Here is a 25,697-nt window from a genome sequence, read left to right on the forward strand (position 1 = left end):
TGATCACTATTCTCCCTGGACACTGGCAACGGCCCCGCGAGGACCCGCCGCATGCGTCATCATGTGTTTTTGACTGGACATCTGCCCCCTTTTGCCACCAAAAGACAAAGCAAATCCCGCGATCCCGAATGGCGGGTTCGCAAGGGAAGAACTGTTATGTTTTGGATGGTCTGCGGAGGTCGAACAGACGCTGTGATCGCCCTGGAACGACCCGATAACGTCTGTCTATTACCCTACTTTACCAGACGATTTGCCGGAATCCGCACGCTGCAGTGCAGCATCGCGCAGAAATTTGCATTTGGGGGAAACCCAGGGTTGTGCCGGGCACGACCCGGGCCCCTGTCCGAAGGGCAACTGACAGGAAAACGAGAGGTGGGCAGCGCGCCGGGCATGGCCCGGCGCGCGCGGCGCATCGCCGACCGCGCTTGCCCGGTTACTTGCTCCGGCCGCCGCCCTGCCCGGGCGGGAACGGGAAGTTGGAGAACATGCTGCGGGTCTGGTCCTGCATCTGGTCCTGCATCTGCACGAAGAGGTTCTTGCTCTGCTCGATGTAGCTGTTCATCATGTTCTGCATCATCGGCGTCTGCGTGTTCATGAACTGGGTCCACGCCTCCGGGCCGAACTGGTTGCCGTAGAGGCCCTTGGACTGTTCGGTGACGCGCTCCTGGATCTCCATGAAGGCCTGCAGGTTCTTTTCAAGATAGGAACCCATGATGCCCTGCATGGCATGGCCATAGAACCGGATGATCTGGGCCAGCATGGTGGAGGAGAACATCGGCAGGCCGCCGCTCTCTTCCTCCAGGATGATCTGCAGCAGGATGCTGCGCGTCAGGTCCTCGGACGTCTTGGCGTCCACCACCTTGAAGACCTCGTTGTCCAGCACCAGCAGCTTGACGTCCGCCAAGGTGATGTAGGTGCTGGTCTGCGTGTCATACAGCCGGCGATTGGGATATTTTTTTATCAGGCGCGTGCCGTCGCCAGCTTGGCTTTGTGTCATGGTTTCCCCTCCGTCATCCCATGTGCAGGCCGCCGTTGAGCGAGAAATCCGCCCCCGTGGCGAAGCCCGCGTCGTCAGAGGCAAGCCAGGCCACCATGGAGGCGATTTCCTCCGGGGTGCCCAGCCGCTTGACCGGTATCGTGTTGACGATCTTCTCCAGCACGTCGGGACGGATCGCACGCACCATGTCGGTGCCGATATAGCCCGGCGAGACGGTGTTGACCGTCACTCCCTTGCTCGCGACCTCTTGCGCCAGCGCCATGGTGAAGCCATGGATGCCGGCCTTGGCCGTCGAATAGTTGGTCTGCCCGAACTGGCCCTTCTGGCCGTTGACCGAGCTGATGTTGATGATGCGTCCCCATTGGCGGTCGACCATGCCGTCGATGACCTGCTTGGTGACGTTGAACAGCGAATTCAGGTTGGTGTCCATGACGACGCGCCAGTCGTCCAGCGTCATCTTGCGGAACACGCCGTCGCGGGTGATGCCGGCGTTGTTGACCAGCACGTCGATCTCGCCGTGCTCGCGACGGATCTTCTCGAAGGCTTCCTTGGTGGAGTCCCAGTCGGACACATTGCCCACCGAGGCATGGAACTCGTAGCCCAGCGCCGACTGCTCGTCGAGCCATTGCTTGAAGTTGCGGCTGGGGCCGCAACCCGCGACCACCCGATGACCTTCCTTGGCCAGCCGCTGGCAGATCGTGGTGCCGATCCCGCCCATGCCGCCGGTTACATATGCCAGTTTGCCACTCATACGTCCGTCTCCTGTTGTCGGTTCGCTGTCCGTCCCGCCGGCAGGCGGCCCGGACCATCAACCCGTCTTGCACCCGCGTGACACGGCGCCATGATCATACGGCGCGCACACGCACATAACGGCCGGGCGCCGGTTCGATCACCGGATAGCGCGCATTGCCCAGCCGTGCTTTTTTCTTGACCTTGGGGCCCGCGTGCCCCGACAGCCAGTCGGCCCAATCCGGCCACCAGCTGCCCGCATGTTCCTGCGCGCCGGCCAGCCAGGCGTGGGGGTCGCCGGGCAGGCGCGCGTCGCTGTCACGCGCCCAATAGCTGCGCTTGTTCTTGGCCGGCGGGTTGATGACGCCGGCGACGTGCCCCGCGGCGCCCAGCACGAAGCGGGCCTGGCCGCGCAGCAGCGCCGTGGTGGCATAGGCCGAGATCCAGGGCACGATGTGGTCCTCGCGGGACCCGAACAGATAGGCCGGCATGTCGAGCTGCGTCAGGTCCAGCGGCACGCCGCAGGTCTTCACGCGGCCAGGCACCTTCAGGTTGTTTTCCAGGTAGGTGTTGCGGAAGTACCAGGCGAAGAACGGGCCCGGCAGGTTGGTGCTGTCCGCATTCCAGTACAGCAGGTCGAAGGGCGGCGGCGTCTCGCCCTTCAGGTAGTTGCCGACCACGTAGTTCCAGACCAGCTCGTTGGGACGCAGGAAGGCGAAGGTGTTGGCCAGCTCCAGGGCCGACATCAGGCCGCCCGCGCCCAGTTGCTGGTCGCGCAGCGCGGCATGGTTCTCGTCCACGAAGACATCCAGGATGCCGGTTTCGCGGAAATCGAGCATGGTGGTGAGCAAGGTCAGCGAAGCCGAGGGCTGTTCGCCCCGCGCGGCGGCCAGCGCCAGCGCGGCGCCCAGCATGGTGCCGCCCACGCAGAAGCCCAGGGTGTTGATCTGGTCCTGGGCCGAGATGTCGCGCACGACCGCGATGGCCTGCAGGACGCCGCGCTCGATGTAGTCGTCCCAGGTGGCCTGGTCGATGCCGTCGGTGTCCGAAGCCAGAGGATTGCGCCACGAGACCAGGAAGACGGTGTGGCCGGCCTCGACCGCATGCCGCACGAAGGAGTTCTCGGGCTGCAGGTCGAGGATATAGAACTTGTTGATGCAAGGCGGCACGATCAGCAGCGGGCGCGCATGCACGGTGGACGTGGCGGGCGTGTACTGGATGAGCTGCAGCAGGTCGTTCTCGTAGACCACGCCGCCAGGCGTGACGGCGACGTTCACCCCCACCTCGAAACGCGTCTCGTCGGATTGCTGGATGCGCCCGCGCTTCAGGTCGCGCATCAGGTTGTCGATGCCGTTGCGCAGGACCTCGCCGCTGGACTCGACGAGCTTCTGCTGGGCGTCGGGATTGAAGGCCAGGAAGTTGGAAGGCGCCATGGCGTCGACCCACTGCATGACCGAGAAACGCAGCCGCTCGCGCAGCGGCTCGGTGGCATCGACCGCGTCGACCATGCGCGACAGGGCGCGCGCCGACAGCAGATACAGGTGGGCCATCAGCAGGTGTTGCGGGCTGCCGGCCCAGGCGGCGGAGCCGAAGCGGCGGTCGGACAGCGGCGTCAGCTCGCCCTTGCCCGCGGCATCGACCACGCGGCGCCATTCCTGGGAGAAGTCTGCCTGGATGCCCGAGAGCGCATCGGGGGCGACGCTGACCGGCAAGGGCCAGGCGGGAGGATTCTGGGCTTTCACAACGACACCTTGCGACACCTTGTTATGCGCACGCGCGAGAACCGGACGATGGTGCATGGCGCAATGCCAGGGGTCAACTGGCGAGACGCTCCGCGTTTGTCATGCGTCATGCGATCGTGACGAAAAGATGGTGCATTGCGACGATACCCCTGTCAATCCGCCGGGTTCAGGGCTTACCCTCAGGCCTGCGGCGCCAGCCAGGCGAAGACCGCCTGGCGGCCCGTCACGCCCTGGTCGCGGCGATGCGAGAAGAAGGTCTCCGGTTCGCTGGCCGTGCAACGGCCGCTGACCACGATCTCCTCGACACCCGCGCGCGCCAGGCGGCGTTGCGCCAGGGCGAACAGGTCGGCCCACCACTTGCTGGCATCCGTGTCGTGGGGAAAGAAGGCCAGCCCGGCTTCTGGGTCGGACGCGACGAATGCCTCGCGCACCTCCTCGCCGACCTCGAAGGCCGTGGGGCCGATACCGGGCCCCACCCAGGCGCGCCAGCCCCGCGCATCGGGCGCGCGCTCGCGCAAGGCGGCCAGCGTGGCTTCCAGCACGCCTCCCGCCAGGCCGCGCCAACCGGCATGGGCCACGCCCAGCACGCGCGACCGCGTATCGGTGATCACGACGGGCAGGCAGTCGGCCGCCATCGCGGCCAGCACCCGGCCAGGCCGCGCCGTGACGCTGGCGTCGGCCTCGTTGGAATCGATGGGCGCATCGGCATCCAGCACGCGCGTGCCATGCACCTGCGCCAGCCAGAGCGGATCGTCCGGCAGTGCCAGGCGCAGACGGCGACGGTTCTCGTGCACGACCTGCGCATCGTCTCCCGCCTTCAGGCCCAGGTTCAGGCTCGCGTAGGGGCCGGTGCCCACGCCGCCCGCGCGGGTGGTACAGAAACTGCGGACGCCCGGCCAGGCCGGTCCTTCGATGACCGCCAGCGCGGCCAAGGCTTCCGCCTGCTCGTTCACGGCTGCCATGTGATCGTCTCCCTCACGTGTTGCATGTCTGGCGGCGGATCCGCCTCGAACGCGCATTCGCCCGCGCCGCCCGGATCGTCGAAGCGCAGCGCGCGCGCATGCAGCATCTGCCTTGCCGCGTCGGCCAGCAGCTTGCCGCCATAGAGCGTGTCGGCCAGCAGCGGGTGTCCCAGGCTGGCCAGGTGCACGCGGATCTGGTGGGTACGGCCGGTTTCCAGGCGACACTCGACTTCGGACACCCGGGCGCCGTCGGCATCGCCGATGCGCAGGCGGGTGTAGTGCGTGACGGCGGGCTTGGCGGCGACGGGACGCTCCACGCTCATGCGCACGGGCACCTTGGCGTCGCGACCGATGGCACGGTCGACCGTGCCATCGCCCGCCCAGCCATGGGCCAGGGCCAGATAGCGCCGGCCCATCGTGCGCGCCTGCAGTTGGCGCACCAGGTGCGTCTGGGCGCGCTCATGGCGCGCCACCACCAGCAGGCCCGAGGTGTCCTTGTCCAGCCGGTGCACGATGCCCGCCCGGGCAACCTGAGCCAGTTCGGGATAGCGGTGCAGCAGGCCGTTGAGCAGCGTGCCATGCCAGTTGCCCGCGCCGGGATGCGTCACCAGGCCCGCGGGCTTGTTCACCACGATCCAGTCGGGGCTGTCTGCCAGCACGTCGAACGCGACCGGCTCGGGCGCGAAGGCGGCCTCTTCCGGGGCCGACTGCGCCCAGACGGTCAGGACGCTGCCCGGTCCGACAGGCTGGCGCACCTTGCCCGGTTTGCCGTCGACCAGCACGTGGCCGCCCTCGATCCAGCCCTGCAGGCGATTGCGGGAATGCGCCGGCAGCAGGCCGGCGAGGATCTTGTCTAGGCGGTCTGCCCTGGTGCCGGCAGGCACGCTGAACACCTGCGGTTCGTCGTCGGAACCCGTGGTGTCAGGGTCGGCTAGGTGGTGCATGGAGACAACTCATATAATTCAGCCTGGCATGCTAACACCTAGGACCAAGGAACCCCCGCCAATGCGCCAGCCCTTTGCTACCGTCCCGTTCGCCCTTGCTGGCGGATCGGCCCTGCGCGTGCTGCTCGTCATGCTGCTCAGCCTGATGCTGGCTGCCTGCGGCACCAAGAACGCCGAGTACGACGAAACGGCCAACTGGACGGCCGAGCGCCTGTACCAGGATGCCAAGGCCGAAATCGCCTCCGGCAACTGGAACCAGGCCCGCACCCGCCTGACCGCCGTCGAGGCCCGCTATCCGTTCGGCGTCTACGCCCAGCAGGCGCTGGTCGATCTCGCCTACGTCAACTGGCGTGACAACGAGCCCGAACAGGCCCTGGCCACCATCGCCCGTTTCCAGCAGCAATATCCCAACCATCCTGGCACGGACTACATCCTGTACCTGAAAGGTCTGGTCAGCTTCACGCCGCCCAGCGCCTTCATGGCCGGCATCACCCGCCAGGACTCGGCCGAGCGCGACCCCAAGGGCCTGCGCCAGTCGTATGAAGCCTTCGAGGAACTGCTCAAGCGCTTCCCCGACAGCAAGTACGCGCCTGACGCCAAGGAACGCCTGACCTGGCTGGTGAACACCATCGCCATGAACGAGGTGCACGTCGCGCGCTACTACTACCAGCGCGATGCCTACGTCGCCGCGGCCAACCGCGCCCAGACCGTCATCACCGACTTCGAAGGCGCCCCTGCCGCCGAGGAAGCCCTGTACCTGCTGGTCATGTCCTACGACAAGCTCGGCATGACGGACCTGCGCGACGATGCGCGCCGCGTGCTCGAGGCCAACTACCCGAACAGCAAGTTCGTCGCCAATGGCTACGCCGCGCCTCCGGCGTGGTGGAATCCCTTCGGCATCTTCTGATGTCCCGCCCAGCCGTCGCGTAAGGGCGGTTTCAGCAAAGAAAACCCGGCCTTGCGCCGGGTTTTTCCTTGGCCGCGACAGGCGAGTCGTCAGCGGCGCGCGCCCGATGCCGCCTGCGGCTGCATGCGGCTGATCACCTTCAGCGCGACCGACGCGGTGATTTCCATGTGGCGCACGCAGGCCCGCCAGGCGGCCTCCTCGTCGTTCGCCTCGATGGCGGCCACGATGGCCAGCATCTCCTGGTGCGACTGGTGGATGCGCCCGGGGCTCTTGATGGACGTCGCGCGCAGGCGTGAAATCCGCCCGTGCATGAGCCGCAGCGTCTCGGCCAGGGTGGCATTGCCACAGCCCGCCAGCAGGCGGTCGTAGAACAGGTTGATCGCGGCCAGTTGGCCGGGCACGTCCGCCGCCTCGATGCGCGCGCGCAGGAGGTCCATGGCTTCGCGCAGCGCCGCGCGCTCGGCGGCGCTCGCCAGCACGATGAAGTTCCTGGCCGCCAGGCCTTCCAGCACGCCGCGCACCTGGTAGATGTTGGCCGCTTCCTCGGCGGTCAGCGTCGCCACCACCGAGCCCCGGTTGGGCGTGCTGTAGACGAATCCCTCCATCTCCAGCTGCAGGATCGCCTCCCGCACCAGCGGACGGCTGGCCTGGGTCAGGGCACAGATTTCGCGTTCGATGAGGCGCGTGCCCGGCAGCAGCGTGCCGGACAGCATGGCCTGGCGCAATTGCTCGGCCACCTGCGTGCGCTTCGAAGGCGCGGCGGGCGTGGCGGTGTCCGGTGTGAGGAGTTCGGGCGGCATGGAACGCGTATCGGGTTCGGCGAGGTCGCGCCACTATACCGTCGTAGCCGCCTCCGGGTAAACGTTGATAGGCTATTCATCAATAATTGTCAGACAATATTTTCCACATTGTCTCACTCAAGATGGAACGCCGCTTCATGTCCAACCTCCTGTCCGACCCCGCCTGGGCCACGCTCGCCACCGCAGAAATCTCCGATGCCCTGGACTTCCTCCGCCTGCCCGGCTGCGCACTGGGCGTGCATCGCGTGGCCGGCCCCGCCGCCATCGTCGGTCCCGCCTACACCGTGCGCTTCGCGCCCGTGGACCCCGACCGCAAAGGCACCGTGGGCGACTACATCGACGAGGTGCCCGAGGGCGCCGTCATCGTGCTGGACAACGCCGGCCTGCCCGACTGCACCGTCTGGGGCGGCATCCTGAGCCGCCTGGCCCGCCACAAGCGCATCGCCGGCACCGTGATCCACGGCGTCTGCCGCGACATCGCCGAGGCCGAGGCCTGCGGCTATCCGCTCTACAGCCGCGGCCACACCATGCGCACCGGCAAGGACCGCGTCCAGGTCGAGGCCGTGCAGGTGCCGGTCAGCCTGGGCCACGTCCGCGTCTGCCCCGGCGACCTGATCACCGCGGATGCCGATGGCGTCGTGGTGGTGCCCCAGGCCCGTGCGGGCGACGTGCTGCGCAAGGCGTTGGCGACCCAGGCCGCCGAGGCGCGCATCCTGGCCGACGTGCTGGCCGGCAGCACCATCGCCGACGCGCGCCGCCGCCACGGCTATCACACGCTTCAGCGCGGCGACGACGCCTGACGCCATTTCACCCACAACAACGAGGAGACATCCCATGCAGCCCTTCCAACCCGCGACCCGCCTCGCCGCGTTCGTCCTGGCCGCCACCTTCGGCGCGCCCGCCGTCGCGCTGGCCGCCGAGCCCTACCCCTGCGCCAACCTGCGCCTCGTCTCGCCGTATCCGCCCGGCGGCACCACCGACATCCTGGCCCGCCTGATCTCGCCCTCCATGCAACAGACGCTGGGCGTGCCCGTGATCGTCGACAACAAGGCCGGCGCCAGCAGCAACATCGGCACCGAGTTCGTCGCCCGCGCGCAGGCCGACGGCTGCACGCTGCTCCTGGGCAACAACACGGGCGTGGTGATCAACCGCAACCTCTATGCCTTGCGCATCGACCCGGTGAAGGACCTGCGTCCCGTCGCCTACGTCGCGGCGATGCCTCTGGTGCTGTATGTGAATCCCAAGGTGCCGGCCGGCGACGTGCGCGAGCTGCTCGACCTCGTGAAGCGCAAGCCCGGCACCTACAACTTCGCCTCGGGCGGCAGCGGCAGCCCGCAGCACCTGGCCGGCGAACTGCTGAAGCTGCAGGGCAATGTGGAAATGCTGCACATCCCCTACAAGGGACAAGGTCCGGCCATGACCGACGTGATCGCCGGCCAGGTGCAGATCGCCTTCGAGACCACCGCCGCCCTGCTGCCCCAGGCCCAGGCCGGACGCGTGAAGCCGCTGGCCACGACCGGCAGCACGCGCGCGGATGCCTTCCCCGAACTTCCCACCCTGATGGAAGCGGGTTTCAAGGACTTCGAGGTGACCAACTGGTATGGCGTCTTCGCGCCGGCAGGCCTGCCGGATGCGCTCACCACGCGCCTGAACGCGGCGATCAACACCGCGCTGGCTTCGCCGCAGGTGTCGGCCAAGCTGGCCGAGCTGGGATCCGCCAAGGTGGCGGGCGGCAGCGCGCAGGATTTCGCCGGCTTCGTGCAGGCGGAAGTGCCGCGTTGGGAAGACGTGGTGAAGCGCTCCAACGCCAAGGTCGACTGAGACCCCTGGCGCACGCCGCGGGGCCGGCTAGGAGGTTTCCTCGGTCCCGTCGGCCTTGCCCTGGCGCTGGTAGAAGGCCAGGGCCTCTTCCATGTCGCGGGTGCGCGAGAACGGCGGCAGGCCGCGCCACAGCCGCTTGCCGTAGGGCTTGTCGACCAGACGCGTGTCACCCACCAGCAGCACGCCCCAGTCCCGCTCGGTACGGATCAGGCGCCCTGCCCCCTGCTTCAAGGCGATGGCCGCCTCGGGCAGCTGGTATTCGGCAAAAGGATTGCCGCCCCTCGCCTTGCAGGCGCGCAGCCGCGCCTCGATGACCGGGTCGTCCGGCGGCGCGAAGGGCAGCTTGTCGATGGCCACCAGCGTCAGGGCGTCGCCCGGGATGTCGATCCCTTCCCAGAAGCTTGCGCTGCCGACCAGCACGGGGTGCAGCAGCGTGCGAAAACGCTCCAGCAGCTCGCGCCGCGGCGCCTGCCCCTGGCGCAGCAAGGGCCAGTTCCAGCCACGTTCCTCGAATGCCTTGCCCAGCAGCTCGGCCACCCGCTCCACCGCACGCAAGGTCGTGCAGAGCACCAGCGCACCGCCCGGACTGGCTTCCAGCAAGGGCAGCAAGGTCTGCACGAAACGCTCGGTGAATTGCGGCGACTGCGGCAGCGGCAAGTCACGCGGCACGAACAGCAGGCCCTGGCTGACGTAGTCGAAGGGCGACTCCCAACGCGCGATCTGCGCGTCGCGCAGCCCCAGTTGGGAGGTGAAATGCGAAAAATCCCCATGCACCGACAGGGTGGCCGAGGTCATGATCCAGGCCTGCCCCGCCGGCCGCAGCCGCGAGAAGGCTTCCGCCACGGACAGCGGCGCCGCATGCAGGCGCACGTGGTGCATGCCCATTTCCACCCAGCGCACCGCCTGCGTATCGGCGGGCAAGGCCAGCGGCACCTGGGCCGCGGCCTCGGCCAGGCGCTCGGCGGCCGAGGGACGCGCGGGCGCATCGTCTTGCACATCCAGCGCCGCGGCGGGTGTCACCTTGCCGGACACGACCTCCGCCACCAGGTCTTCCCAGGCGGGCGGCGGTCCGGCCACGACAGCCGTGGCCAGGGGCGCAGGCGCCAGCACCTGCGAGGCGCGCGGCGCCTGCACCGGAGGCTCGCCCGCCTTGCGCGCCCAGCGCTGCACCCGCAAGGCCAGCTGCGCGGCAACCCTGGAGGCCGCCATCAGGTCGGGATGGCTCTCGGCCACGCCGGCCAGCGCTTCCTCCAGATGGAAAAGCGCCGTCTTCAGCCCGTCCACGGCCGCGTCGAAATCCGGCAGGTCCAGGTTGGCCAGCGACTCGAAGGTGGCCTTGCGGCCCGGCACCTTCTCGAGCGGCGCACAGGCCAGCCGCAACGCACGCGCGGCGGTTTCCAGCTTGCCCGCCACCTCTCCCCAGTTGCAGCGCTCGCGGGCATGGGCCAGGCCCGCGGCCTGGGCGTCGCGCGACAGGTCCAGCAGCTGGTGGGTGGACACGCTGGTGCCCAGGAAGCGCGTGGCGGTGTCGGGCAACTGGTGCGCTTCGTCGAAGATCACCGTGTCCGCCTGCGGCAGCAGGTCCGTCACGCCCTCTTCGCGCAGCATCAGGTCGGCCAGGAAGAGCGCGTGGTTCACCACCACGACGTCGGCCTCCTGCGCCTGGCGGCGCGCCTTCAGCACGAAGCAGTCACGCACCCGGGGACACTCCTGGCCCAGGCAATTCTCGCGGGTGGAGGTCACGCGCTGCCAGATTTCCGCCTCTTCTGGCACTTCCGAGAGATCGGCGCGATCGCCGGTGCGCGACTGGCTGGCGAAAACCTGGATGCGCCGGTACTGGCCGATCTCGGCGCGCGAGCGCAATCCGCCCTCTTCGCCCTCCAGGCGCTCCAGGTGGTAGTGGCAGACGTAATTGGCCCGGCCTTTCAGCAACGCGGCCGTGACCGGAATGGCCAGCGCGTCACGCAGGCGCGGCAGGTCGCGCAGGAACAGCTGGTCCTGCAAGGTGCGGGTGCCGGTGGAAACCAGCACCTTGCCGCCGCGCAGAAAGGCCGGCACCAGGTAAGCCCAGGTCTTGCCGGTGCCCGTGCCGGCCTCGGCCACCAGCGTGGCCCGGCGGGAAATGGTGTCGGAGATGGCCTCGGCCAGTTCGACCTGGGACGCGCGCACGCGGTAGCTCGCCGAGGTGGCGGCCAACGGGCCATCCAGGGCGAAAAGACCGGCGATTTCGGTGTCGGGCATCGGGTTAGGGACAAGGGCGAGGCATCGAGGAGGCCGATGATACTGCCTCGACGCTCGCCCCGCCGGGATGGCAGGCGCTTTTTGCCGCCGGACCCTTGCGTCCTCCCCGGCCGCGCCAGCGCTGCAGCATGCTGTGGCAAAATCCTGCGCTTGTTTTTCCTTTTTTCCGGGTTTGCCTGATGTCCGACACCACCCTTTCCTTCGTCGCCGAACCGCCCGAGGCCGTCAAGGCGCGCATCGTGGCGCAACTGGCCAACGAGCTCGGCGTGCGCGCCGCGCAGGTCGCGGCCACGCTGGACCTGCTGGATGACGGAGCGACCGTGCCCTTCATCGCCCGCTACCGCAAGGAAGCCACTGGCGGCCTGGACGACACCGTCCTGCGCAACCTCGACGTGCGCCTGGTCTATTTGCGTGAACTGGAAGAGCGCCGCGGCGCCATCCTGGAATCGGTGGCGCAACAAGGCAAGCTGACCGCCGCCCTGGACAAGGAATTGCGCGACGCCGACACCAAGCAACGCCTGGAAGACCTGTACGCGCCCTACAAGCCCAAGCGCCGCACCCGCGCCCAGATCGCGCGGGAAGCCGGCCTGGAGCCGCTGGCGGACGCCATCCTGGCCGACGCCGCCTGCGATCCGCAGGCGCTGGCCGAGGGCTATGTGAAGCCCGACGCGGGCGTGGCGGACGCCAAGGCGGCGCTGGACGGCGCGCGTGACATCCTGGCCGAGCGCTATGCCGAGAATGCCGACCTCATCGCCAACCTGCGCGAGCACCTCTGGTCCACGGGCCTGCTGGTCTCCAAGGTGGCGGAAGGCAAGGAAGCCGAAGGCGACAACTTCCGCGACTGGTTCGACTTCAGCGAAGCGCTGCGCAGCCTGCCCTCGCACCGCATCCTGGCGCTGCTGCGCGGCCGCCAGCAGGGCGTGCTGGAACTGCGCGTGGGCCTGGAGCCCGAGCGCGAAGCCCTGGTCCCGCACCCCTGCGTGGCGCGCGTGGCCGACTTCCTGAAGCTGGGCCGCGACCTCTTCGCCACCGACGCCACGCCGCGCGCGCGCTGGCTGGGCGAGGTCTGCCGCTGGACCTGGCGCGTGAAGCTCCTGACGGCGTTCGAGACCGAGCTCATCGGCAAGCTGCGCGAGACCGCCGAAACGCAGGCCATCCATGTGTTCGCCGAGAACCTGAAAGACCTGCTGCTGGCCGCGCCCGCGGGCCCCAAGACCGTGCTGGGCCTGGACCCTGGCATCCGCACTGGCGTGAAGGTGGCGGTCATCGACCCCACCGGCAAGCTGGTGGACACCGCGACCGTCTATCCCTTCGAGCCGCGCCGCGACCGCACGGGCTCGCTGGCCACGCTGGCCGCGCTGGCCAAGCGCCACAAGGTCGAGCTCATCGCCATCGGCAACGGCACCGCTTCGCGTGAAACCGAGAAGCTCGCCGCCGAACTCAGCAGCGCGCTGCCCGAACTCAACATGAACCGCATCGTGGTGTCGGAAGCCGGCGCTTCGGTCTATTCGGCGTCGGAACTGGCCGCGGCCGAATTCCCCGACCTGGACGTGAGCCTGCGCGGCGCCGTGTCCATCGCCCGCCGCCTGCAGGATCCGCTGGCCGAGCTGGTCAAGATCGAACCCAAGGCCATCGGCGTGGGCCAGTACCAGCACGACGTCAACCAGCGCGAGCTGGCGCGCTCGCTGGATGCCGTGATCGAGGATTGCGTGAACGCCGTGGGCGTGGACGTGAACACCGCCTCGGCGCCGCTGCTCACCCGCGTGTCGGGCCTGAACAGCACCCTGGCGCGCAACATCGTGGCGCACCGCGACAGCCACGGCGCCTTCGCCTCGCGCCGCGCGCTGCTCGACGTGTCCCGCTTCGGCGACAAGGCGTTCGAACAGGCCGCGGGATTCCTTCGCATTCCGCAAGGCGACAATCCGCTGGACGCGTCCTCGGTCCACCCCGAGGCCTATCCCGTCGTCGAGCGCATCCTGGCCCGCATCCAGGCCGACGCGCGCCAGGTGGTCGGCAACCGCGATGCGCTCAAGGGCCTGTCGCCGTCCGAATTCACCGATGAGCGCTTCGGCCTGCCCACGGTCAAGGACATCTTCTCCGAACTGGAAAAGCCCGGCCGCGACCCGCGTCCCGAGTTCAAGACCGCCACCTTCAAGGAGGGCGTCGAAACGCTGAACGACCTGCTGCCCGGCATGATCCTGGAAGGCGTCGTGACCAACGTCGCCGCCTTCGGTGCCTTCGTGGACATCGGGGTGCACCAGGACGGCCTGGTGCACATCTCGGCGCTGTCGGACAAGTTCATCAAGGAAGCGCGCGACGTGGTGCGCGTGGGCCAGACCGTCAAGGTGAAGGTCCAGGAAGTCGACGCCGCCCGCAAGCGCATTGCGCTGACCATGCGCCTGGACGACGACGCCCTGCCCGCGCGCCGCAGCGGCCCCGCCGCTGGCAACGACAGCCGCGGCAACCGTCCTGCCGGCGGCGGCAAGCGCCCCGGCCAGTCCGCCCCGCCCCCGGGCGGCGCCATGGCCGAGGCCTTCGCGCGCCTCAAGCGCTAGGCCGCGGCGATCCTCCCGATCGCCATCGATGGCGCCGCGCGGCACGTCGCGCGGCGCCGTTTTCATTTCACGCCAGCAGATCGGGTTGAGACGCCGCCAGTTGCGCATACACCGGCTGGAAATGCAGCCAGCCGATGTATTCGCTGCCCACGTGCTCGCGGCTGTAGCGGGAGCGATCCGGCGGCACCAGCGTCGGCGCATGCCCGCTGGCATCCAGGATCAACTGCTGCCTGCAGCAGCGCTCCAGGGCGATGAACCAGAAGGCCGCGGCATCGATGCTGTGGCGGCTGACGGTCAGCAGGCCATGGTTCTGGTGGATGGCGGCCTTCACGCCACGGAAGTGTTCGCAAATGGACTGCCCCGCCTTTTCCTCGACCGCCACCGCGCCCGCCTCGGCACGGATCACCACGTGGTCCTCGAAGAACGCCGCGGCATCCTGCGAAATGGGTGCCAGCGGCCGGCCCAGCGCGGCATAGGCCGTGCCATAGACCGTGTGCGCATGGCACATGGCCACGATGTCGGGGTGCGCCTCGTGCACGGCCGCGTGCAGCACGAACCCTGCCCGGTTCACCGCATGCTCCCCTTCCACCACCGTGCCCTGGTGGTCCACCAGGATGAGGTTGGACACGCACACCTGTGAAAAATGGACCGCCATGGGATTGGTCCAGTAGAAATGTGGATGCTCGGGATCGCGCACGGTCAGGTGGCCCGCGAAGCCGTAGTCCAGCCCGTGCTGGGCGAAGGCCCGACAGGCGCCCGCCAGCCGCTGCTTCAGGTGCCTGCGGGCTGCCTGGGCATCGTCGAAATCAGGAACGTGGGGAAAGATGCGCCCAGCCTGCTCGGGCTGGTAGATGGATTCCCGTCCGCCCAGATCGAGCGCCGGCGAGTCCGCCGCTTGGGTTCTTGCGTGCATGGCCTGTCTCCTTGGTGGGTTTTGCCGCCGGGCCGCTCCCAAGGTAAAACGCTGCCCCCTTGGGGGGCAGCAAGCCGAAGGCGCAGCGTGGGGGCATTTTTCGGGTGCCGCACCCAACCACCATAAGCCATGCACGGACTGCCAACAACACCCCGTCCCCGGTTAAAGGACGGGATGGGGTTGGCAGGAAAACCCGCTCATTCCGCCGCGGACAACGCCGCCAGTGCCTCGGCTGCGCGTGCCAGGAGCGCATCACGCGCCACCGCATCGGGCTGTGCCGGGCCGTGGCCGATGACCGTGCCGTCCAGCCGCAACACGAAGCTTGCGTCGCCCTCCGCCGCCCACTCGGGCGCCTGCGCGGCATCCTGCAGGCGCTTCTGCACCTGGCCCGCCTCCTTGGGGTTGGCATAGGCCACCGAATTCAGCAATTCCGTGCCGTCCGCCGCCAGCAGGCGGAAACGGAACTGGCCGTCCTCGTCGCGGAAACTGACGAAGCGCGCGGTCTTGGCGTTCTTCTTCGCGCCCGCGGCACTGGCGGACACGGCGCTGCTGCGCAGGCTGCGCAAGCCCACCGCGTCACGCAGCTCGGCCATCATGGGCTGCGCGATGCGGCGTGCGCGGGCAGCCCCCGCCTGCAGGATTTCCTCCAGGCGATCGGGACGCGCGATCAGTTCGTCGTAGCGCGCGCGCATGGGCGCCAGGTCGCGCTCGAGCCGGTCGCACAGGGCCTGCTTGGCCTCGCCCCAGCCCAGGCCGCCTTCGAGCGCGGCGCGGAAGGCCTTCGTTTCGTCCGGCGTGGCGAAGGCCTTGTACAGCGAGTAAAGATGCGAGCCTTCGGCATCCTTGGCTTCGCCGGGCTGGCGCGAATCGGTCACGATGCGCATCACCGCCGCCTTCAGGGCCTTGGCGCCGCCCTCGAACAGCGGGATGGTGTTGTTGTAGCTCTTGGACATCTTGCGTCCATCCAGGCCCGGCAGCGTGGCCACGTCCTCCTCCACGACCGCCTCGGGCAACACGAAGAACTCGCGGCCCTGGCCGTACAGGTGGTTGAAGCGCTGGGCGATGTCGCGCGCCATTTCCAGGTGCTGCACCTGGTCGCGCCCCACGGGCACGCGGTGCGCGTTGAACATCAGGATGTCGGCGGCCATCAGCACCGGATAGGAAAACAGCCCCATGGTCACGCCGTCGTCCGGCTCCACGCCCTTGGCTTCGTTCTGGTCGAGCGAGGCCTTGTAGGCGTGCGCGCGGTTCATCAGGCCCTTGCCCGTGACGCAGGTCAGCAGCCAGGACAGCTCGGGAATCTCCGGAATGTCGGACTGGCGATAGAAGGTCACCCGTTCCGGGTCCAGGCCCGCGGCCAGCCACGTCACGGCCAGCTCCAGGCGCGACCGCGCGATGCGCGCGGGGTCGTCGCACTTGATCAGCGCGTGATAGTCGGCCAGGAAGAAGAAGGCATCGACGCCTGGCTGCGTGCTGGCCGCCACGGCGGGGCGGATCGCGCCGGCATAGTTGCCCAGGTGGGGGGTGCCGGTGGTGGTAATGCCAGTAAGGACGCGGGTTTGCATGGACAGGCTGCGCGCGGGCGCGAGTAGGAAAACACGACGCAGCAGTGTAACGCGAGGGACTGCGCGGCAAAGCGCCTGCGCCTGGGCGCGGCGCATCGCACACCGGACCTGGGTGTCAGGCGTTCAACAAGGCCAGCAGCAGCGCCAACGCCAGGCTGGCCGCGCCCAGCTTCGCCGCCAGCCGTGGCGCGTAGGGCATCAGGCCGATCAGCGCGAGACCCGCCACGGTCAGGATGCCAAACCAGGTCGTCAGCCCCTCGGACCCGCCATCGGCCCGCACCATCGCCCACAGGGCCAGCGCCAGCGCCACCCAGCCAGTCCCGCGCAAGCCCCAGGCACGCAGGTGTCCGGGCTCGCCGCCGAAGGCAGCTTCGTGATGACGCGCCATGCCCAGGCTCATGGCCGTGAAGCCGCCGAAGACAAGCAGGCTGGCGATCGCGGTCATCATGGGCGTCCCTCCTGCGCCGTGGCCAGCGCCGTGGCCGCAAGCCCGGCCTTGGGCACGGGCGCGGCGGCCGGGCGGCCCGTGCGCCCGGCCAGCCAGGCCAGGAACACGCCCGAGGCCAGCGCCGTCAGGTCGAAGCCCGCCATGACCCAGTCGCCTGCCGGCAACGATACCCCCAGGTGGCGATCCGAGGTCAGGGCATTGAGCAAGGGCACGCCACCCAGCAGGATCGCCCCCAGCCACAGCTGCTCCCGCCAGGCGCGGCGCGGTCGCAGATACGCGTGCACGAGCGCCACGCCCCACACGCCCAGGAACACGCGCCCCTCCCACAGGCCATGCTGCGGCAGGTCCACCGGCAGCAGCCGGTTGGCCCAGAAGAACGCTCCCACCGCCGCGCACAGGCCGGCAATGCTGGCCACGTTCAGGCCTTCCACCAGCTTCAGCGAGAACGGCGTCACGGCAGCCTTGGCGTGCTTCTGGCGGCGTTTCTTCACCCACAGCACCAGGCCCGTTCCCACCATCGCCGTGCCGGCCAGGCTCACCAGGAAGTACACCCAGCGCAGGAAAGGCTCGGCGAACAGTCCCAGGTGCAGGCCGATCAGCACGCCCAGGGTCTGGGCGGCGGGGCCGGACTGGCCCATCTCCTTCGCCAGGCGTCCGGTGCCGCCCTCGAAGACCAGCGCGGGCGTGGCGCGGCCATAGGCGATGCGGTCGCCCATGTGCCGGGAAACATACACGGTGGCATCCGCGGATGCCGGTCCGTTCACGGCGATGCGGCCGACCTGTCCATCCGGCCAGTGCGCGCGCGCCTGGGCCAGCATCGGCCCCAGGGGCGCCAAGACGCCTGGTTGGCCCGTGCTGCGCGGCGCGGCAACCCCCGCGCCGGGATACGCCTCTTCGGTATAGGCGCGCGTGTCGTTGCCGTAGGCGGCATCGATGCCGGCCGGCATGACCATCGCCACGAAGATCACCACGCCACTCAAGGTGATCATGAAATGGAAGGGCAAGCCCAGCACCGACAGCGCGTTGTGCCCGTCCATCCATGCCCGCTGCCCGCCCTTGGCGGGGCGGAAGGTGAAGAAGTCGGTGAATATCTTCTTGTGCGTGATGACGCCGCTGATGATCGCCACCAACATGAACATGCCCGCGATGCAGGCCAGCCAGCGGCCCCAGGGACGAGGCAGCTCCAGCTCGAAATGGAAGCGATAGAAGAAATCGCCGCCGCGCGTCTCGCGCGCCTGCAAGGTTTCGCCCGTCAGCGGGTCCAGCAGCAGGCGCTGGAAACCGCGGCGGACAGGCCCGCCCCCCTCGCCCGCCTGCTGCGAGGTCCAGACGACCTGCAGCGTCGGCTGGCGCACGTCCGGCAAGGTGATGGTCCAGCGCGATGCCTCGGCGCCACGCTCGCGCAGCACCCGCTCGGCGGTGGCCAGGGCCTGTTCGGGCGTGGCGGCGTTCGCCCGCAGTTCGGGCTGCATCCAGCGCGTGATCTCGGGCTTGAAGAAGGCCAGCGTGCCTGTCAGGAACATCGCGAACAGGATCCAGCCCAACAGCAGGCCTGTCCAGGTGTGCAGCCAGGACATCGACTGCCGCAGTCCCTCCGGATTGTCGTCCGGCCTCATGCCGTGCCTCGCAACACCAGGTAGGCCAGGTAGCACACGGCGGTTCCAACGAACATGCCCACCCAGGCACGCCCGGCGCTGCGCGTGGCGAACACCCAGATGATCGCGGCCGCGTAGAACAGGAAGATGAGCAGATTGGCCGTGAACACGGCCTCGATGCGGGCGAGCGGCAGGCCGACGGCCAGCGCCGCGGCGGCGGCCGACGCGAAGGCGTAGCCGCCCAGCACGGCGGCAGCGGTGCGCGATGCCACGGCCCAGCGATAGCGGGCCGGCAGGCGGGATTTGGACACGGCGGACGTAGCGGCGGCAGGTTTCACGGCAAATGCGCGAAGACGAAACGAGCCGAATGTTAATTGATAACCAATTTCATTACCAAATCAGGCTGCCCGGCGTGCGCCCTGCCCTGCCGCGCGGACGGAAATCCGCCCCGTGCTACAGCGTCGCCGCGTCGCGCCGATCGGACTCGAGGTACTCGCGCGACTGCATTTCCAGGATGCGCGAGACGGTCCGGTGGAACTCGTTGGCCAGCGTCCCTTCGGTGTAGATCTCCTCGGGCGGGCACTCGGCCGACATGATGAGCTTCACGCGATGGTCGTAGAACACGTCGATCAGCCACGTGAAACGGCGCGCCTCGGAGGCCTGGCGCGGCCCCATGCGCGGCACGCCCGACAGGATCACGCCATGGAAGCGGCTGGCCAGCTCAAGATAATCGTTCTGCGAACGCGGCCCGCCGCAGAGCGTCGCGAAATCGAACCACACCACGCTGCCCGAGAGTTTCAGCGCCTTGATCTCGCGATGCTCGATATGCAGCACGGCCGGCGTCTGTGGCGGCGTGTCGGCCAGGCGGTCGAACGCCTCGTTCAACGCCTGGTCGGCCGCATCGTCGAGCGGATGGTGATAGCTCTGCACCTGCTCCAGCGAACGGCGGCGGTAGTCCGTGCCGGCATCCACGTTCAGCACGTCCATGCGCTCCTGGATCAGCTTGATGGCGGGCACGATGCGGTCACGGTGCAGGCCATCGGGATACAGCGTGGAAGGTTCGTAGTTCGACGTCATCACGAAGGACGTGCCGTACTCGAACAGCTTCAGCAGCAGGCGGTACAGGATCATCGCGTCCGCGACGTCCGAGACGTGGAATTCGTCGAAACAGATCAGCCGGTAGCGCTTGGCGATGCGGCGCGCCACCTCGTCCAGCGGGTCCGACATGCCCTTGACCTCGTCGAGCTCGCGGTGCACGCCGCGCATGAACTCGTGGAAGTGCAGCCGCGCCTTGCGCTTGACCGGCACCGTCGAATAGAACGAGTCCATCAGGAAGCTCTTGCCCCGCCCGACCCCGCCCCACATATAGACGCCACGCGGCACGTCGGGACGCTTGAGCAGGCGCTTGAGCGCGCTGGAACGCATGGCCTTGAACGCCACCCAGTCATCGAAATAGCGCTGCAGGCGCTCGATGGCGGTGCGCTGCGCGGTGTCGGGCTTGTAGCCGCGTTCAGCCAGCGCGGATTCGTAGTATTCAAGGACGTTCATGCGTCTACGCCATATCTCGGAAAACCGAGAAAAAAAACACCGGGCGCGAAGCCCGGTGTCTGTAGGCCGGGCACCGCGGCGCCGGCTCTGCCGGTCCGCTGGTGCGCCCCCTTTGAGGGGGAGGCGCCTCAGCGCCTCGGGGATGGGATCACGATCAGAAGTTCAGGGCACGCTTGTCCACGGCCAGCGCGGCTTCCTTCACGGCTTCCGACAGCGTCGGGTGCGCGTGGCAGATGCGGGCGATGTCTTCGGCGGCGCCGCGGAATTCCATGATGGTCACGGCTTCCGAGATCAGCTCCGAGGCCATCGGGCCCACGATGTGCACGCCCAGGACTTCGTCGGTCTTGGCATCGGCCAGGATCTTCACGAAGCCGGTCGTGTCGCCCAGCGCACGGGCGCGGCCGTTGGCCAGGAAGGGGAAGCTGCCAGCCTTGTATTCGCGGCCGTCCTTCTTCAGCTGCTGCTCGGTCTGGCCCACCCAGGCGATCTCGGGCGAGGTGTAGATGACCCACGGCACGGTGGCGAAGTTGACGTGACCGTGCTGGCCGGCGATACGCTCGGCGACGGCAACGCCCTCTTCCTCGGCCTTGTGGGCCAGCATCGGGCCGCGCACGACGTCACCCACGGCCCACACGTTGGCCAGGCTGGTCTTGCAATCGTCGTCGACGACGATGAAGCCACGCTCGTCGAGCTTCAGGCCCACGGCGTCGGCGTTCAGGCCGCCGGTGTAGGGCACGCGGCCGATCGAGACGATCAGCTTGTCCACCACCAGCTTCTGCTCGGCGCCGGCGGCGTCGGTGTACGGCACGGTGACCTGCTTGGCGGTCGCCTTGATCTCGCCGATCTTCACGCCCAGCTGGATATCCAGGCCTTGCTTCGTGAAGGCCTTCAGCGCTTCCTTGGCGACCTGCTGGTCGGCGGCGGCCAGGAATTCGGGCATGGATTCCAGGACGGTGACTTCGGCGCCCAGGCGGCGCCACACGCTGCCCATTTCCAGGCCGATCACGCCGGCACCGATCACGCCCAGCTTCTTCGGCACGGCGCCGATGCTCAGCGCGCCGTCGTTCGACAGCACCTGCTTCTCGTCGAAAGGCAGGCCGGGCAGTTCACGCGCCGACGAACCGGTGGCGATGACCACGTGCTTGGCAACCAGGTCTTCCTCGGCGGTGCCGGTGACCTTGATCGACCAGCCGCCTTCGGTCTGGCCCACGAACGAGCCCTTGCCGTGGAAGAAGGTGACCTTGTTCTTCTTGAACAGGTACAGGATGCCGTCGTTGTTCTGCTTGACCACCGAGTTCTTGCGGCCGATCAGCGTGTCGAGCTTCAGGCTCACGCCCTTGACTTCGATGCCGTGCTCGGCGAAGTGGTGGTTGGCCTGCTCGTAGTGCTCGGACGACTGCAGCAGTGCCTTGGAGGGGATGCAACCCACGTTGGTGCAGGTGCCGCCGGGAGCGGGGCCGCCTTGGCCGTTCTGCCAGGCGTCGATGCACGCCACGGACATGCCGAGTTGGGCAGCGCGAATGGCGGCGATGTAGCCGCCGGGGCCGGCGCCGATCACGACGAGGTCGAATTGCTTGGACATGGATGTTCTCTCAGGTGAGGGGTCGGGCGCCACGACGGGGCCGCGTACCGGACGAGAAGAGTGAAGGATGAGGGCTCAACCGCGCCGGGCCGGCGGGCGGCCTGGCGGGATGAATGCCGCACCCTGACAGGATCAGGGCGCGGCATGACGCGGTGCTTACAGGTCCAGCAGCAGGCGCTGCGGATCTTCCAGGGCTTCCTTCATGGCGACCAAGCCCAGGACGGCTTCGCGGCCGTCGATGATGCGGTGGTCGTAGGAGAGCGCCAGGTAGTTGATCGGACGGATCACGATCTGGCCGTTCTCCACCACGGGGCGTTCCTTGGTGGCGTGCACGCCCAGGATGGCCGATTGCGGCGGGTTGATGATGGGGGTGGACAGCATCGAGCCAAAGACACCGCCGTTCGAGATCGAGAACGTGCCGCCGGTCAGTTCTTCCAGACCCAGCTTGCCATCGGCAGCACGCTTGCCGAAGTCGGCGATCTGCTTTTCGATGTCGGCGATCGACAGTTGGTCGGCGTTGCGCAGGATCGGCACCACCAGGCCACGCGGGCTGCCGACAGCGATACCGATGTCGAAGTAGCCGTGGTAGATGATGTCCTTGCCGTCGACCGAGGCGTTGATCAGGGGGTACTTCTTCAGGGCGGCAACAGCAGCCTTCACGAAGAAGGACATGAAGCCCAGCTTCACGCCGTGATCCTTCTCGAACTTTTCCTTGTACTTGTTGCGCAGGTTGATGACAGCCTGCATGTTGACCTCGTTGAAGGTCGTCAGGATGGCGTTTTCCTGTTGCGATTGCAGCAGGCGCTCGGCCACGCGGGCACGCAGGCGGCTCATGGCCACGCGCTGCTCGGGACGGCCGTCCAGCGATTGCGTCGGGGCCGGGATGGCGGCAGCGGCCTTGGCGGCGGGCTTCGAGCCGTCGGCAGCCAGGGCGTCGCCCTTGGTGATGCGGCCACCGCGGCCGGAGCCTTCGATGCCTTCAGCGGACACGCCCTTGTCGGCGAGGATCTTGGCGGCAGCGGGCGAGGCCACGGCCGACGACGAGGACGACTTGGCGGCGGGCGCGGCGGCGGCGGCCTGCTCGGCAGCCTTGGGGGCTTCGGCGGCGGGGGCGGCAGCCGGCGCGGCGGCAGCCTTGGCGGCGGTGTCGATGCGGGCGATGATTTCGTCCGAGGTCACGGTGCTGCCGTCACCCTTGACGATTTCGGCCAGCACGCCAGCCTTGGGCGCGGGCACTTCGAGCACGACCTTGTCGGTCTCGATTTCGATCAGGATTTCGTCGGCCTCGACAGCGGCGCCGGGTTGTTTCTTCCAGGTCAGCAGCGTCGCCTCGGCGATCGATTCGGACAGCTGGGGAACGAGTACGTCAATAAGAGCCATGATGATCTGTTTCCGTTGAGTGTGATGTCTGTTCGGGTGCCGGGCGGCTTACTTGGTCACCGAGTACTGCTTGTACTTGCCGAAAGCCTGCTCGATCAGCGCCTTCTGCTGTTCCTGGTGCTTGGCCAGGTAGCCGACGGCGGGCGACGCCGAGGCCTGGCGGCCGGCATAGCCGAGCTTCTGGCCGTTGTTCACGTACTCGACCAGGTGATGCTGGACGTAGTACCACGGGCCCTGGTTCTGCGGCTCGTCCTGCACCCAGACCACGTCGGTGGCCTTCGGATACTTGGCGAGTTCGGCTTCGAAAGTCTTGTGCGCGAAGGGATACAGCTGCTCGACACGGATGATGGCCACGTCCTTGGCTTCACGTTCGCGGCGGGCGTTGACCAGGTCGTAGTAGACCTTGCCCGAGCACACCAGCACGCGCTTGACGGCTTCGGCCTTGATGGAATCATCCACCTCGCCGATGACCGGACGGAAGCTGCCGCCAGCCAGATCCGACAGGGGCGAACCCGCGTCCTTGTTACGCAGCAGCGACTTCGGCGTCATGATGATCAGCGGCTTGCGCAGCGGGCGGATCATCTGGCGGCGCAGCAGGTGGAATATCTGCGAAGCCGAGGTCGGCTGCACCACCTGGATGTTGTTGTCGGCGCCCAGTTGCAGGAAGCGCTCCATGCGAGCCGACGAGTGCTCGGGGCCCTGGCCCTCGTAGCCGTGCGGCAGCATCATGGTCAGGCCCGACTGGCGGCCCCACTTGGCTTCGCCCGACACGATGAACTGGTCGATCACGACCTGCGCACCGTTCACGAAGTCGCCGAACTGCGCTTCCCAGATGGTCAGCGTGTTGGGCTCGGCCGAGGAGTAGCCGTATTCGAAGCCCAGCACGGCCTCTTCCGACAGCACCGAGTCGATGACGACGAAAGGCGCCTGCGCGTCGGAGACGTTCTGCAGCGGAATGTAGGTGCCGTCGTTCCAGCGTTCGCGGTTCTGGTCGTGCAGCACGGCGTGGCGGTGCGTGAACGTGCCGCGGCCCGAATCCTGGCCGGTGATGCGGATCGGGTAGCCCGAGGCAACCAGCGTGGCGAAGGCCAGGTGTTCACCCATGCCCCAGTCCAGGTTCACGTCGCCGCGCGCCATGGCGCGGCGGTCGTTCAGCAGCTTGGCGACCAGCGGATGCACCGTGAAGCCTTCCGGCACCGTGGTGATGCGCTCGCCGATGCGCTTCAATTCGGCCAGCGGCACGGCGGTGTCGGCCTGGTCGGTCCACTTGGCGCCCAGGAAGGGCGACCAGTCGATGGCGTACTTGCTCTTGTAGTCGGTCAGCACCGGTTCGATGGTGCGCTGGCCGTCTTCCATCAGTTGGCGGTAGTCCTTCACCAACTGCTCGGCATCGCCTTCGGCCAGCACGCCCTGGGCGACCAGGCGGTCGGCATAGACCTTGCGGGTGCCGGGATGATGGCCGATGCGCTTGTACATCAGCGGCTGGGTCAGCGAGGGGGTGTCCTGCTCGTTGTGGCCCAGCTTGCGGAAGCAGACGATGTCCACGACCACGTCATGATGGAACTGCTGGCGGTAGTCCAGGGCCAGGCGGATGGCGAACACGACCGCTTCGGGATCGTCGCCGTTCACGTGCAGGACCGGCGCCTCGATCATCTTCACGACGTCGGTGCAATACAGCGTCGAACGCGAGTCGCGGGGGTCGGACGTGGTGAAACCGATCTGGTTGTTGATGACCAGGTGGATCGTGCCGCCCGTGCCGTAACCGCGCGTCTGGGCGAGGTTCAGCGTTTCCATGACCACGCCCTGGCCGGCGAAGGCCGCGTCACCGTGCACCAGCACCGGCAGCACCTGGCTGCCCTGCGCGTCGGCGCGGCGTTCCTGGCGGGCGCGAACGCTGCCCTCGACGACGGGGTTGACGATTTCCAGGTGGGACGGGTTGAAGGCCAGCGACAGGTGCACGGGGCCGCCGCGCGCCGACAGGTCGCTCGAGAAACCGTTGTGGTACTTCACGTCGCCGTCGGACAGGCCTTGCGTGTGCTTGCCTTCGAACTCGGCGAACAGGTCGCCGGGCATCTTGCCCATGATGTTCACGAGCATGTTCAGGCGGCCGCGGTGGGCCATGCCGACCACGATTTCCTGCACGCCGTTTTCGCTGGCGTGGTTGATCAGTTCGTCCATCGCGGCGATGAAGCTTTCACCGCCCTCGAGCGAGAAACGCTTCTGGCCGACGTACTTGGTGTGCAGGAAGCGTTCCAGGCCTTCGGACTCGGTCAGCTGCTGCAGGATGTGGCGCTTCTGCTCGGGCGTGACGGCCGGGGCCGACAGCGTCGTTTCCAGGCGCTCCTGCAGCCAGCGCTTCACGGCCGGGTCGGAGACGTGCATGAATTCGGCGCCGATCGAACGGCAGTACGTATCGCGCAGCGACTTCAGGATGTCGCGCAGCGTCATCGACGTCGCGGTCGTGAAATACGTGTTGGTGGCGGCGTAGACCTGGTCCAGGTCGGCTTCCGTCAGGCCGTAGAAGGCGGGATCGAGCTCGGGGATCGGCGGACGGTCCTGGCGCTTGAGCGGATCGAGGTCGGCCCAGCGCGAACCCAGCGAACGGTAGGCGGCGATGAGGGACTGGACGACGATCTGCTTGCTGGCGACCGTCAGGTCGGGCTCGGCGACGCGCTGCACGAAGGCATTGGCGCGGGCGCGCTGCGCAAACGATTCGACGATCGGCGCGTGAGCCTGGTCGCGGGTGGACTCCTGGCCGTCGACGGCAGGCTGATGCTGGAGCTGGTCGAAATAATCGCGCCAGTTGTCCGGAACGGACCCTGGATTGTCGAGGTAAGCCTCGTAGAGTTCTTCTACGTAGGGCGCATTACCGCCGAACAAATACGATGTGGACGAACTTTCTTTTTCCGATGACATGAGACGCTTCACCTATCCGGGTGCTTCACCCGATGCAGTGCAGGAAAACCTT

At 67.8% G+C, this 25,697-nt stretch carries 20 protein-coding genes; 4 read left to right on the forward strand and 16 right to left on the reverse strand.

Annotated elements, in window-relative coordinates; all coding sequences use genetic code 11:
- Positions 1-433: 433 nt before the first annotated feature.
- The 5 genes from phaR to ODI_RS14440 all read right to left on the reverse strand — a co-directional run bounded on the left by phaR (position 434) and on the right by ODI_RS14440 (position 5,374).
- Complete coding sequence (phaR, locus tag ODI_RS14420; protein ID WP_067751676.1) at positions 434-997, reverse strand: polyhydroxyalkanoate synthesis repressor PhaR; 564 nt, start codon at positions 995-997, stop codon at positions 434-436.
- Positions 998-1,010: 13 nt separating this feature from the next.
- A complete protein-coding gene (locus ODI_RS14425) occupies positions 1,011-1,748 on the reverse strand; it encodes a 3-ketoacyl-ACP reductase (RefSeq protein WP_067751679.1) in 738 nt (245 codons plus the stop codon).
- A 94-nt stretch (positions 1,749-1,842) separates the two neighbouring features.
- Positions 1,843-3,468, reverse strand: coding sequence for a class I poly(R)-hydroxyalkanoic acid synthase (gene phaC / locus ODI_RS14430; RefSeq protein ID WP_067751970.1), 1,626 nt, complete (start codon positions 3,466-3,468; stop codon positions 1,843-1,845).
- 179 nt (positions 3,469-3,647) lie between these two features.
- Positions 3,648-4,430 (reverse strand): peptidoglycan editing factor PgeF, encoded by a 783-nt coding sequence (pgeF, locus tag ODI_RS14435; RefSeq protein WP_067751682.1) that lies wholly within the window; start codon positions 4,428-4,430, stop codon positions 3,648-3,650.
- The gene (locus tag ODI_RS14440) at positions 4,418-5,374 is read right to left on the reverse strand and encodes an RluA family pseudouridine synthase (RefSeq protein ID WP_067751685.1); all 957 of its coding nucleotides are present in this window, start codon (positions 5,372-5,374) and stop codon (positions 4,418-4,420) included. The genes pgeF and ODI_RS14440 overlap by 13 nt, the downstream gene beginning before the upstream one ends.
- A gap of 130 nt (positions 5,375-5,504) precedes the next feature.
- Here ODI_RS14440 and ODI_RS14445 point away from each other — a divergent pair, with 130 nt between their 5' ends.
- The gene (locus ODI_RS14445) at positions 5,505-6,281 is read left to right on the forward strand and encodes an outer membrane protein assembly factor BamD (protein ID WP_098021014.1); all 777 of its coding nucleotides are present in this window, start codon (positions 5,505-5,507) and stop codon (positions 6,279-6,281) included.
- Positions 6,282-6,370: 89 nt separating this feature from the next.
- Here the strand turns inward: ODI_RS14445 and ODI_RS14450 are convergent, their stop codons facing one another.
- Entirely contained in the window at positions 6,371-7,081 is a 711-nt protein-coding gene (locus ODI_RS14450) for a GntR family transcriptional regulator (protein ID WP_067751688.1), read from the reverse strand.
- Between the two features lie 137 nt (positions 7,082-7,218).
- On the opposite strand from ODI_RS14450, the gene ODI_RS14455 reads away from it, so the two are divergent.
- Both ODI_RS14455 and ODI_RS14460 read left to right on the forward strand, forming a co-directional pair.
- A complete protein-coding gene (locus ODI_RS14455) occupies positions 7,219-7,881 on the forward strand; it encodes an RraA family protein (protein ID WP_067751976.1) in 663 nt (220 codons plus the stop codon).
- Positions 7,882-7,915: 34 nt separating this feature from the next.
- Complete coding sequence (locus ODI_RS14460) at positions 7,916-8,902, forward strand: Bug family tripartite tricarboxylate transporter substrate binding protein (protein ID WP_067751691.1); 987 nt, start codon at positions 7,916-7,918, stop codon at positions 8,900-8,902.
- 27 nt (positions 8,903-8,929) lie between these two features.
- On the opposite strand, the gene ODI_RS14465 is transcribed toward ODI_RS14460, so the two are convergent.
- Positions 8,930-11,143 carry an ATP-dependent DNA helicase gene (locus ODI_RS14465; protein WP_067751694.1) on the reverse strand — a complete coding sequence of 738 codons (2,214 nt, stop codon included), beginning with the start codon at positions 11,141-11,143 and terminating at the stop codon, positions 8,930-8,932.
- Positions 11,144-11,322: 179 nt separating this feature from the next.
- Here ODI_RS14465 and ODI_RS14470 point away from each other — a divergent pair, with 179 nt between their 5' ends.
- Positions 11,323-13,698, forward strand: coding sequence for a Tex family protein (locus ODI_RS14470; RefSeq protein ID WP_067751697.1), 2,376 nt, complete (start codon positions 11,323-11,325; stop codon positions 13,696-13,698).
- A 67-nt stretch (positions 13,699-13,765) separates the two neighbouring features.
- On the opposite strand, the gene ODI_RS14475 is transcribed toward ODI_RS14470, so the two are convergent.
- The 9 genes from ODI_RS14475 to ODI_RS14515 all read right to left on the reverse strand — a co-directional run bounded on the left by ODI_RS14475 (position 13,766) and on the right by ODI_RS14515 (position 25,645).
- Complete coding sequence (locus ODI_RS14475) at positions 13,766-14,611, reverse strand: class II aldolase/adducin family protein (RefSeq protein ID WP_067751700.1); 846 nt, start codon at positions 14,609-14,611, stop codon at positions 13,766-13,768.
- 197 nt (positions 14,612-14,808) lie between these two features.
- Entirely contained in the window at positions 14,809-16,176 is a 1,368-nt protein-coding gene (locus tag ODI_RS14480; RefSeq protein ID WP_067751703.1) for a tryptophan--tRNA ligase, read from the reverse strand.
- Between the two features lie 115 nt (positions 16,177-16,291).
- Positions 16,292-16,624, reverse strand: a complete 333-nt coding sequence (locus ODI_RS14485) for a DUF3325 domain-containing protein (protein ID WP_067751706.1) — start codon at positions 16,622-16,624, stop codon at positions 16,292-16,294.
- Complete coding sequence (locus ODI_RS14490) at positions 16,621-18,240, reverse strand: PepSY-associated TM helix domain-containing protein (RefSeq protein ID WP_067751709.1); 1,620 nt, start codon at positions 18,238-18,240, stop codon at positions 16,621-16,623. The genes ODI_RS14485 and ODI_RS14490 overlap by 4 nt, the downstream gene beginning before the upstream one ends.
- On the reverse strand, positions 18,237-18,557 hold the full coding sequence (locus tag ODI_RS14495) for a DUF3649 domain-containing protein (protein ID WP_231968061.1): 321 nt from the start codon (positions 18,555-18,557) through the stop codon (positions 18,237-18,239). The genes ODI_RS14490 and ODI_RS14495 overlap by 4 nt, the downstream gene beginning before the upstream one ends.
- A gap of 115 nt (positions 18,558-18,672) precedes the next feature.
- On the reverse strand, positions 18,673-19,767 hold the full coding sequence (gene zapE, locus ODI_RS14500; RefSeq protein ID WP_067751715.1) for a cell division protein ZapE: 1,095 nt from the start codon (positions 19,765-19,767) through the stop codon (positions 18,673-18,675).
- A gap of 154 nt (positions 19,768-19,921) precedes the next feature.
- Positions 19,922-21,349 carry a dihydrolipoyl dehydrogenase gene (gene lpdA, locus ODI_RS14505; RefSeq protein WP_067751718.1) on the reverse strand — a complete coding sequence of 476 codons (1,428 nt, stop codon included), beginning with the start codon at positions 21,347-21,349 and terminating at the stop codon, positions 19,922-19,924.
- 156 nt (positions 21,350-21,505) lie between these two features.
- Complete coding sequence (gene odhB / locus ODI_RS14510; protein WP_067751721.1) at positions 21,506-22,729, reverse strand: 2-oxoglutarate dehydrogenase complex dihydrolipoyllysine-residue succinyltransferase; 1,224 nt, start codon at positions 22,727-22,729, stop codon at positions 21,506-21,508.
- Between the two features lie 48 nt (positions 22,730-22,777).
- On the reverse strand, positions 22,778-25,645 hold the full coding sequence (locus ODI_RS14515; protein ID WP_067751724.1) for a 2-oxoglutarate dehydrogenase E1 component: 2,868 nt from the start codon (positions 25,643-25,645) through the stop codon (positions 22,778-22,780).
- Between the last annotated feature and the right edge of the window lie 52 nt (positions 25,646-25,697).

This window comes from Orrella dioscoreae (assembly GCF_900089455.2).
Lineage (GTDB): Bacteria > Pseudomonadota > Gammaproteobacteria > Burkholderiales > Burkholderiaceae_B > Orrella > Orrella dioscoreae.

Coding starts and splice junctions, on each gene's coding strand:
- phaR (WP_067751676.1), bottom strand. CDS start 997: ATGACACAAAGCCAAGCTGGCGACGGCACGCGCCTGATAAAAAAATAT.
- ODI_RS14425 (WP_067751679.1), bottom strand. CDS start 1,748: ATGAGTGGCAAACTGGCATATGTAACCGGCGGCATGGGCGGGATCGGC.
- pgeF (WP_067751682.1), bottom strand. CDS start 4,430: ATGGCAGCCGTGAACGAGCAGGCGGAAGCCTTGGCCGCGCTGGCGGTC.
- ODI_RS14440 (WP_067751685.1), bottom strand. CDS start 5,374: ATGCACCACCTAGCCGACCCTGACACCACGGGTTCCGACGACGAACCG.
- ODI_RS14445 (WP_098021014.1), top strand. CDS start 5,505: ATGCTGCTCAGCCTGATGCTGGCTGCCTGCGGCACCAAGAACGCCGAG.
- ODI_RS14450 (WP_067751688.1), bottom strand. CDS start 7,081: ATGCCGCCCGAACTCCTCACACCGGACACCGCCACGCCCGCCGCGCCT.
- ODI_RS14455 (WP_067751976.1), top strand. CDS start 7,219: ATGTCCAACCTCCTGTCCGACCCCGCCTGGGCCACGCTCGCCACCGCA.
- ODI_RS14460 (WP_067751691.1), top strand. CDS start 7,916: ATGCAGCCCTTCCAACCCGCGACCCGCCTCGCCGCGTTCGTCCTGGCC.
- ODI_RS14465 (WP_067751694.1), bottom strand. CDS start 11,143: ATGCCCGACACCGAAATCGCCGGTCTTTTCGCCCTGGATGGCCCGTTG.
- ODI_RS14470 (WP_067751697.1), top strand. CDS start 11,323: ATGTCCGACACCACCCTTTCCTTCGTCGCCGAACCGCCCGAGGCCGTC.
- ODI_RS14475 (WP_067751700.1), bottom strand. CDS start 14,611: ATGCACGCAAGAACCCAAGCGGCGGACTCGCCGGCGCTCGATCTGGGC.
- ODI_RS14480 (WP_067751703.1), bottom strand. CDS start 16,176: ATGCAAACCCGCGTCCTTACTGGCATTACCACCACCGGCACCCCCCAC.
- ODI_RS14485 (WP_067751706.1), bottom strand. CDS start 16,624: ATGATGACCGCGATCGCCAGCCTGCTTGTCTTCGGCGGCTTCACGGCC.
- ODI_RS14490 (WP_067751709.1), bottom strand. CDS start 18,240: ATGAGGCCGGACGACAATCCGGAGGGACTGCGGCAGTCGATGTCCTGG.
- zapE (WP_067751715.1), bottom strand. CDS start 19,767: ATGAACGTCCTTGAATACTACGAATCCGCGCTGGCTGAACGCGGCTAC.
- lpdA (WP_067751718.1), bottom strand. CDS start 21,349: ATGTCCAAGCAATTCGACCTCGTCGTGATCGGCGCCGGCCCCGGCGGC.
- odhB (WP_067751721.1), bottom strand. CDS start 22,729: ATGGCTCTTATTGACGTACTCGTTCCCCAGCTGTCCGAATCGATCGCC.
- ODI_RS14515 (WP_067751724.1), bottom strand. CDS start 25,645: ATGTCATCGGAAAAAGAAAGTTCGTCCACATCGTATTTGTTCGGCGGT.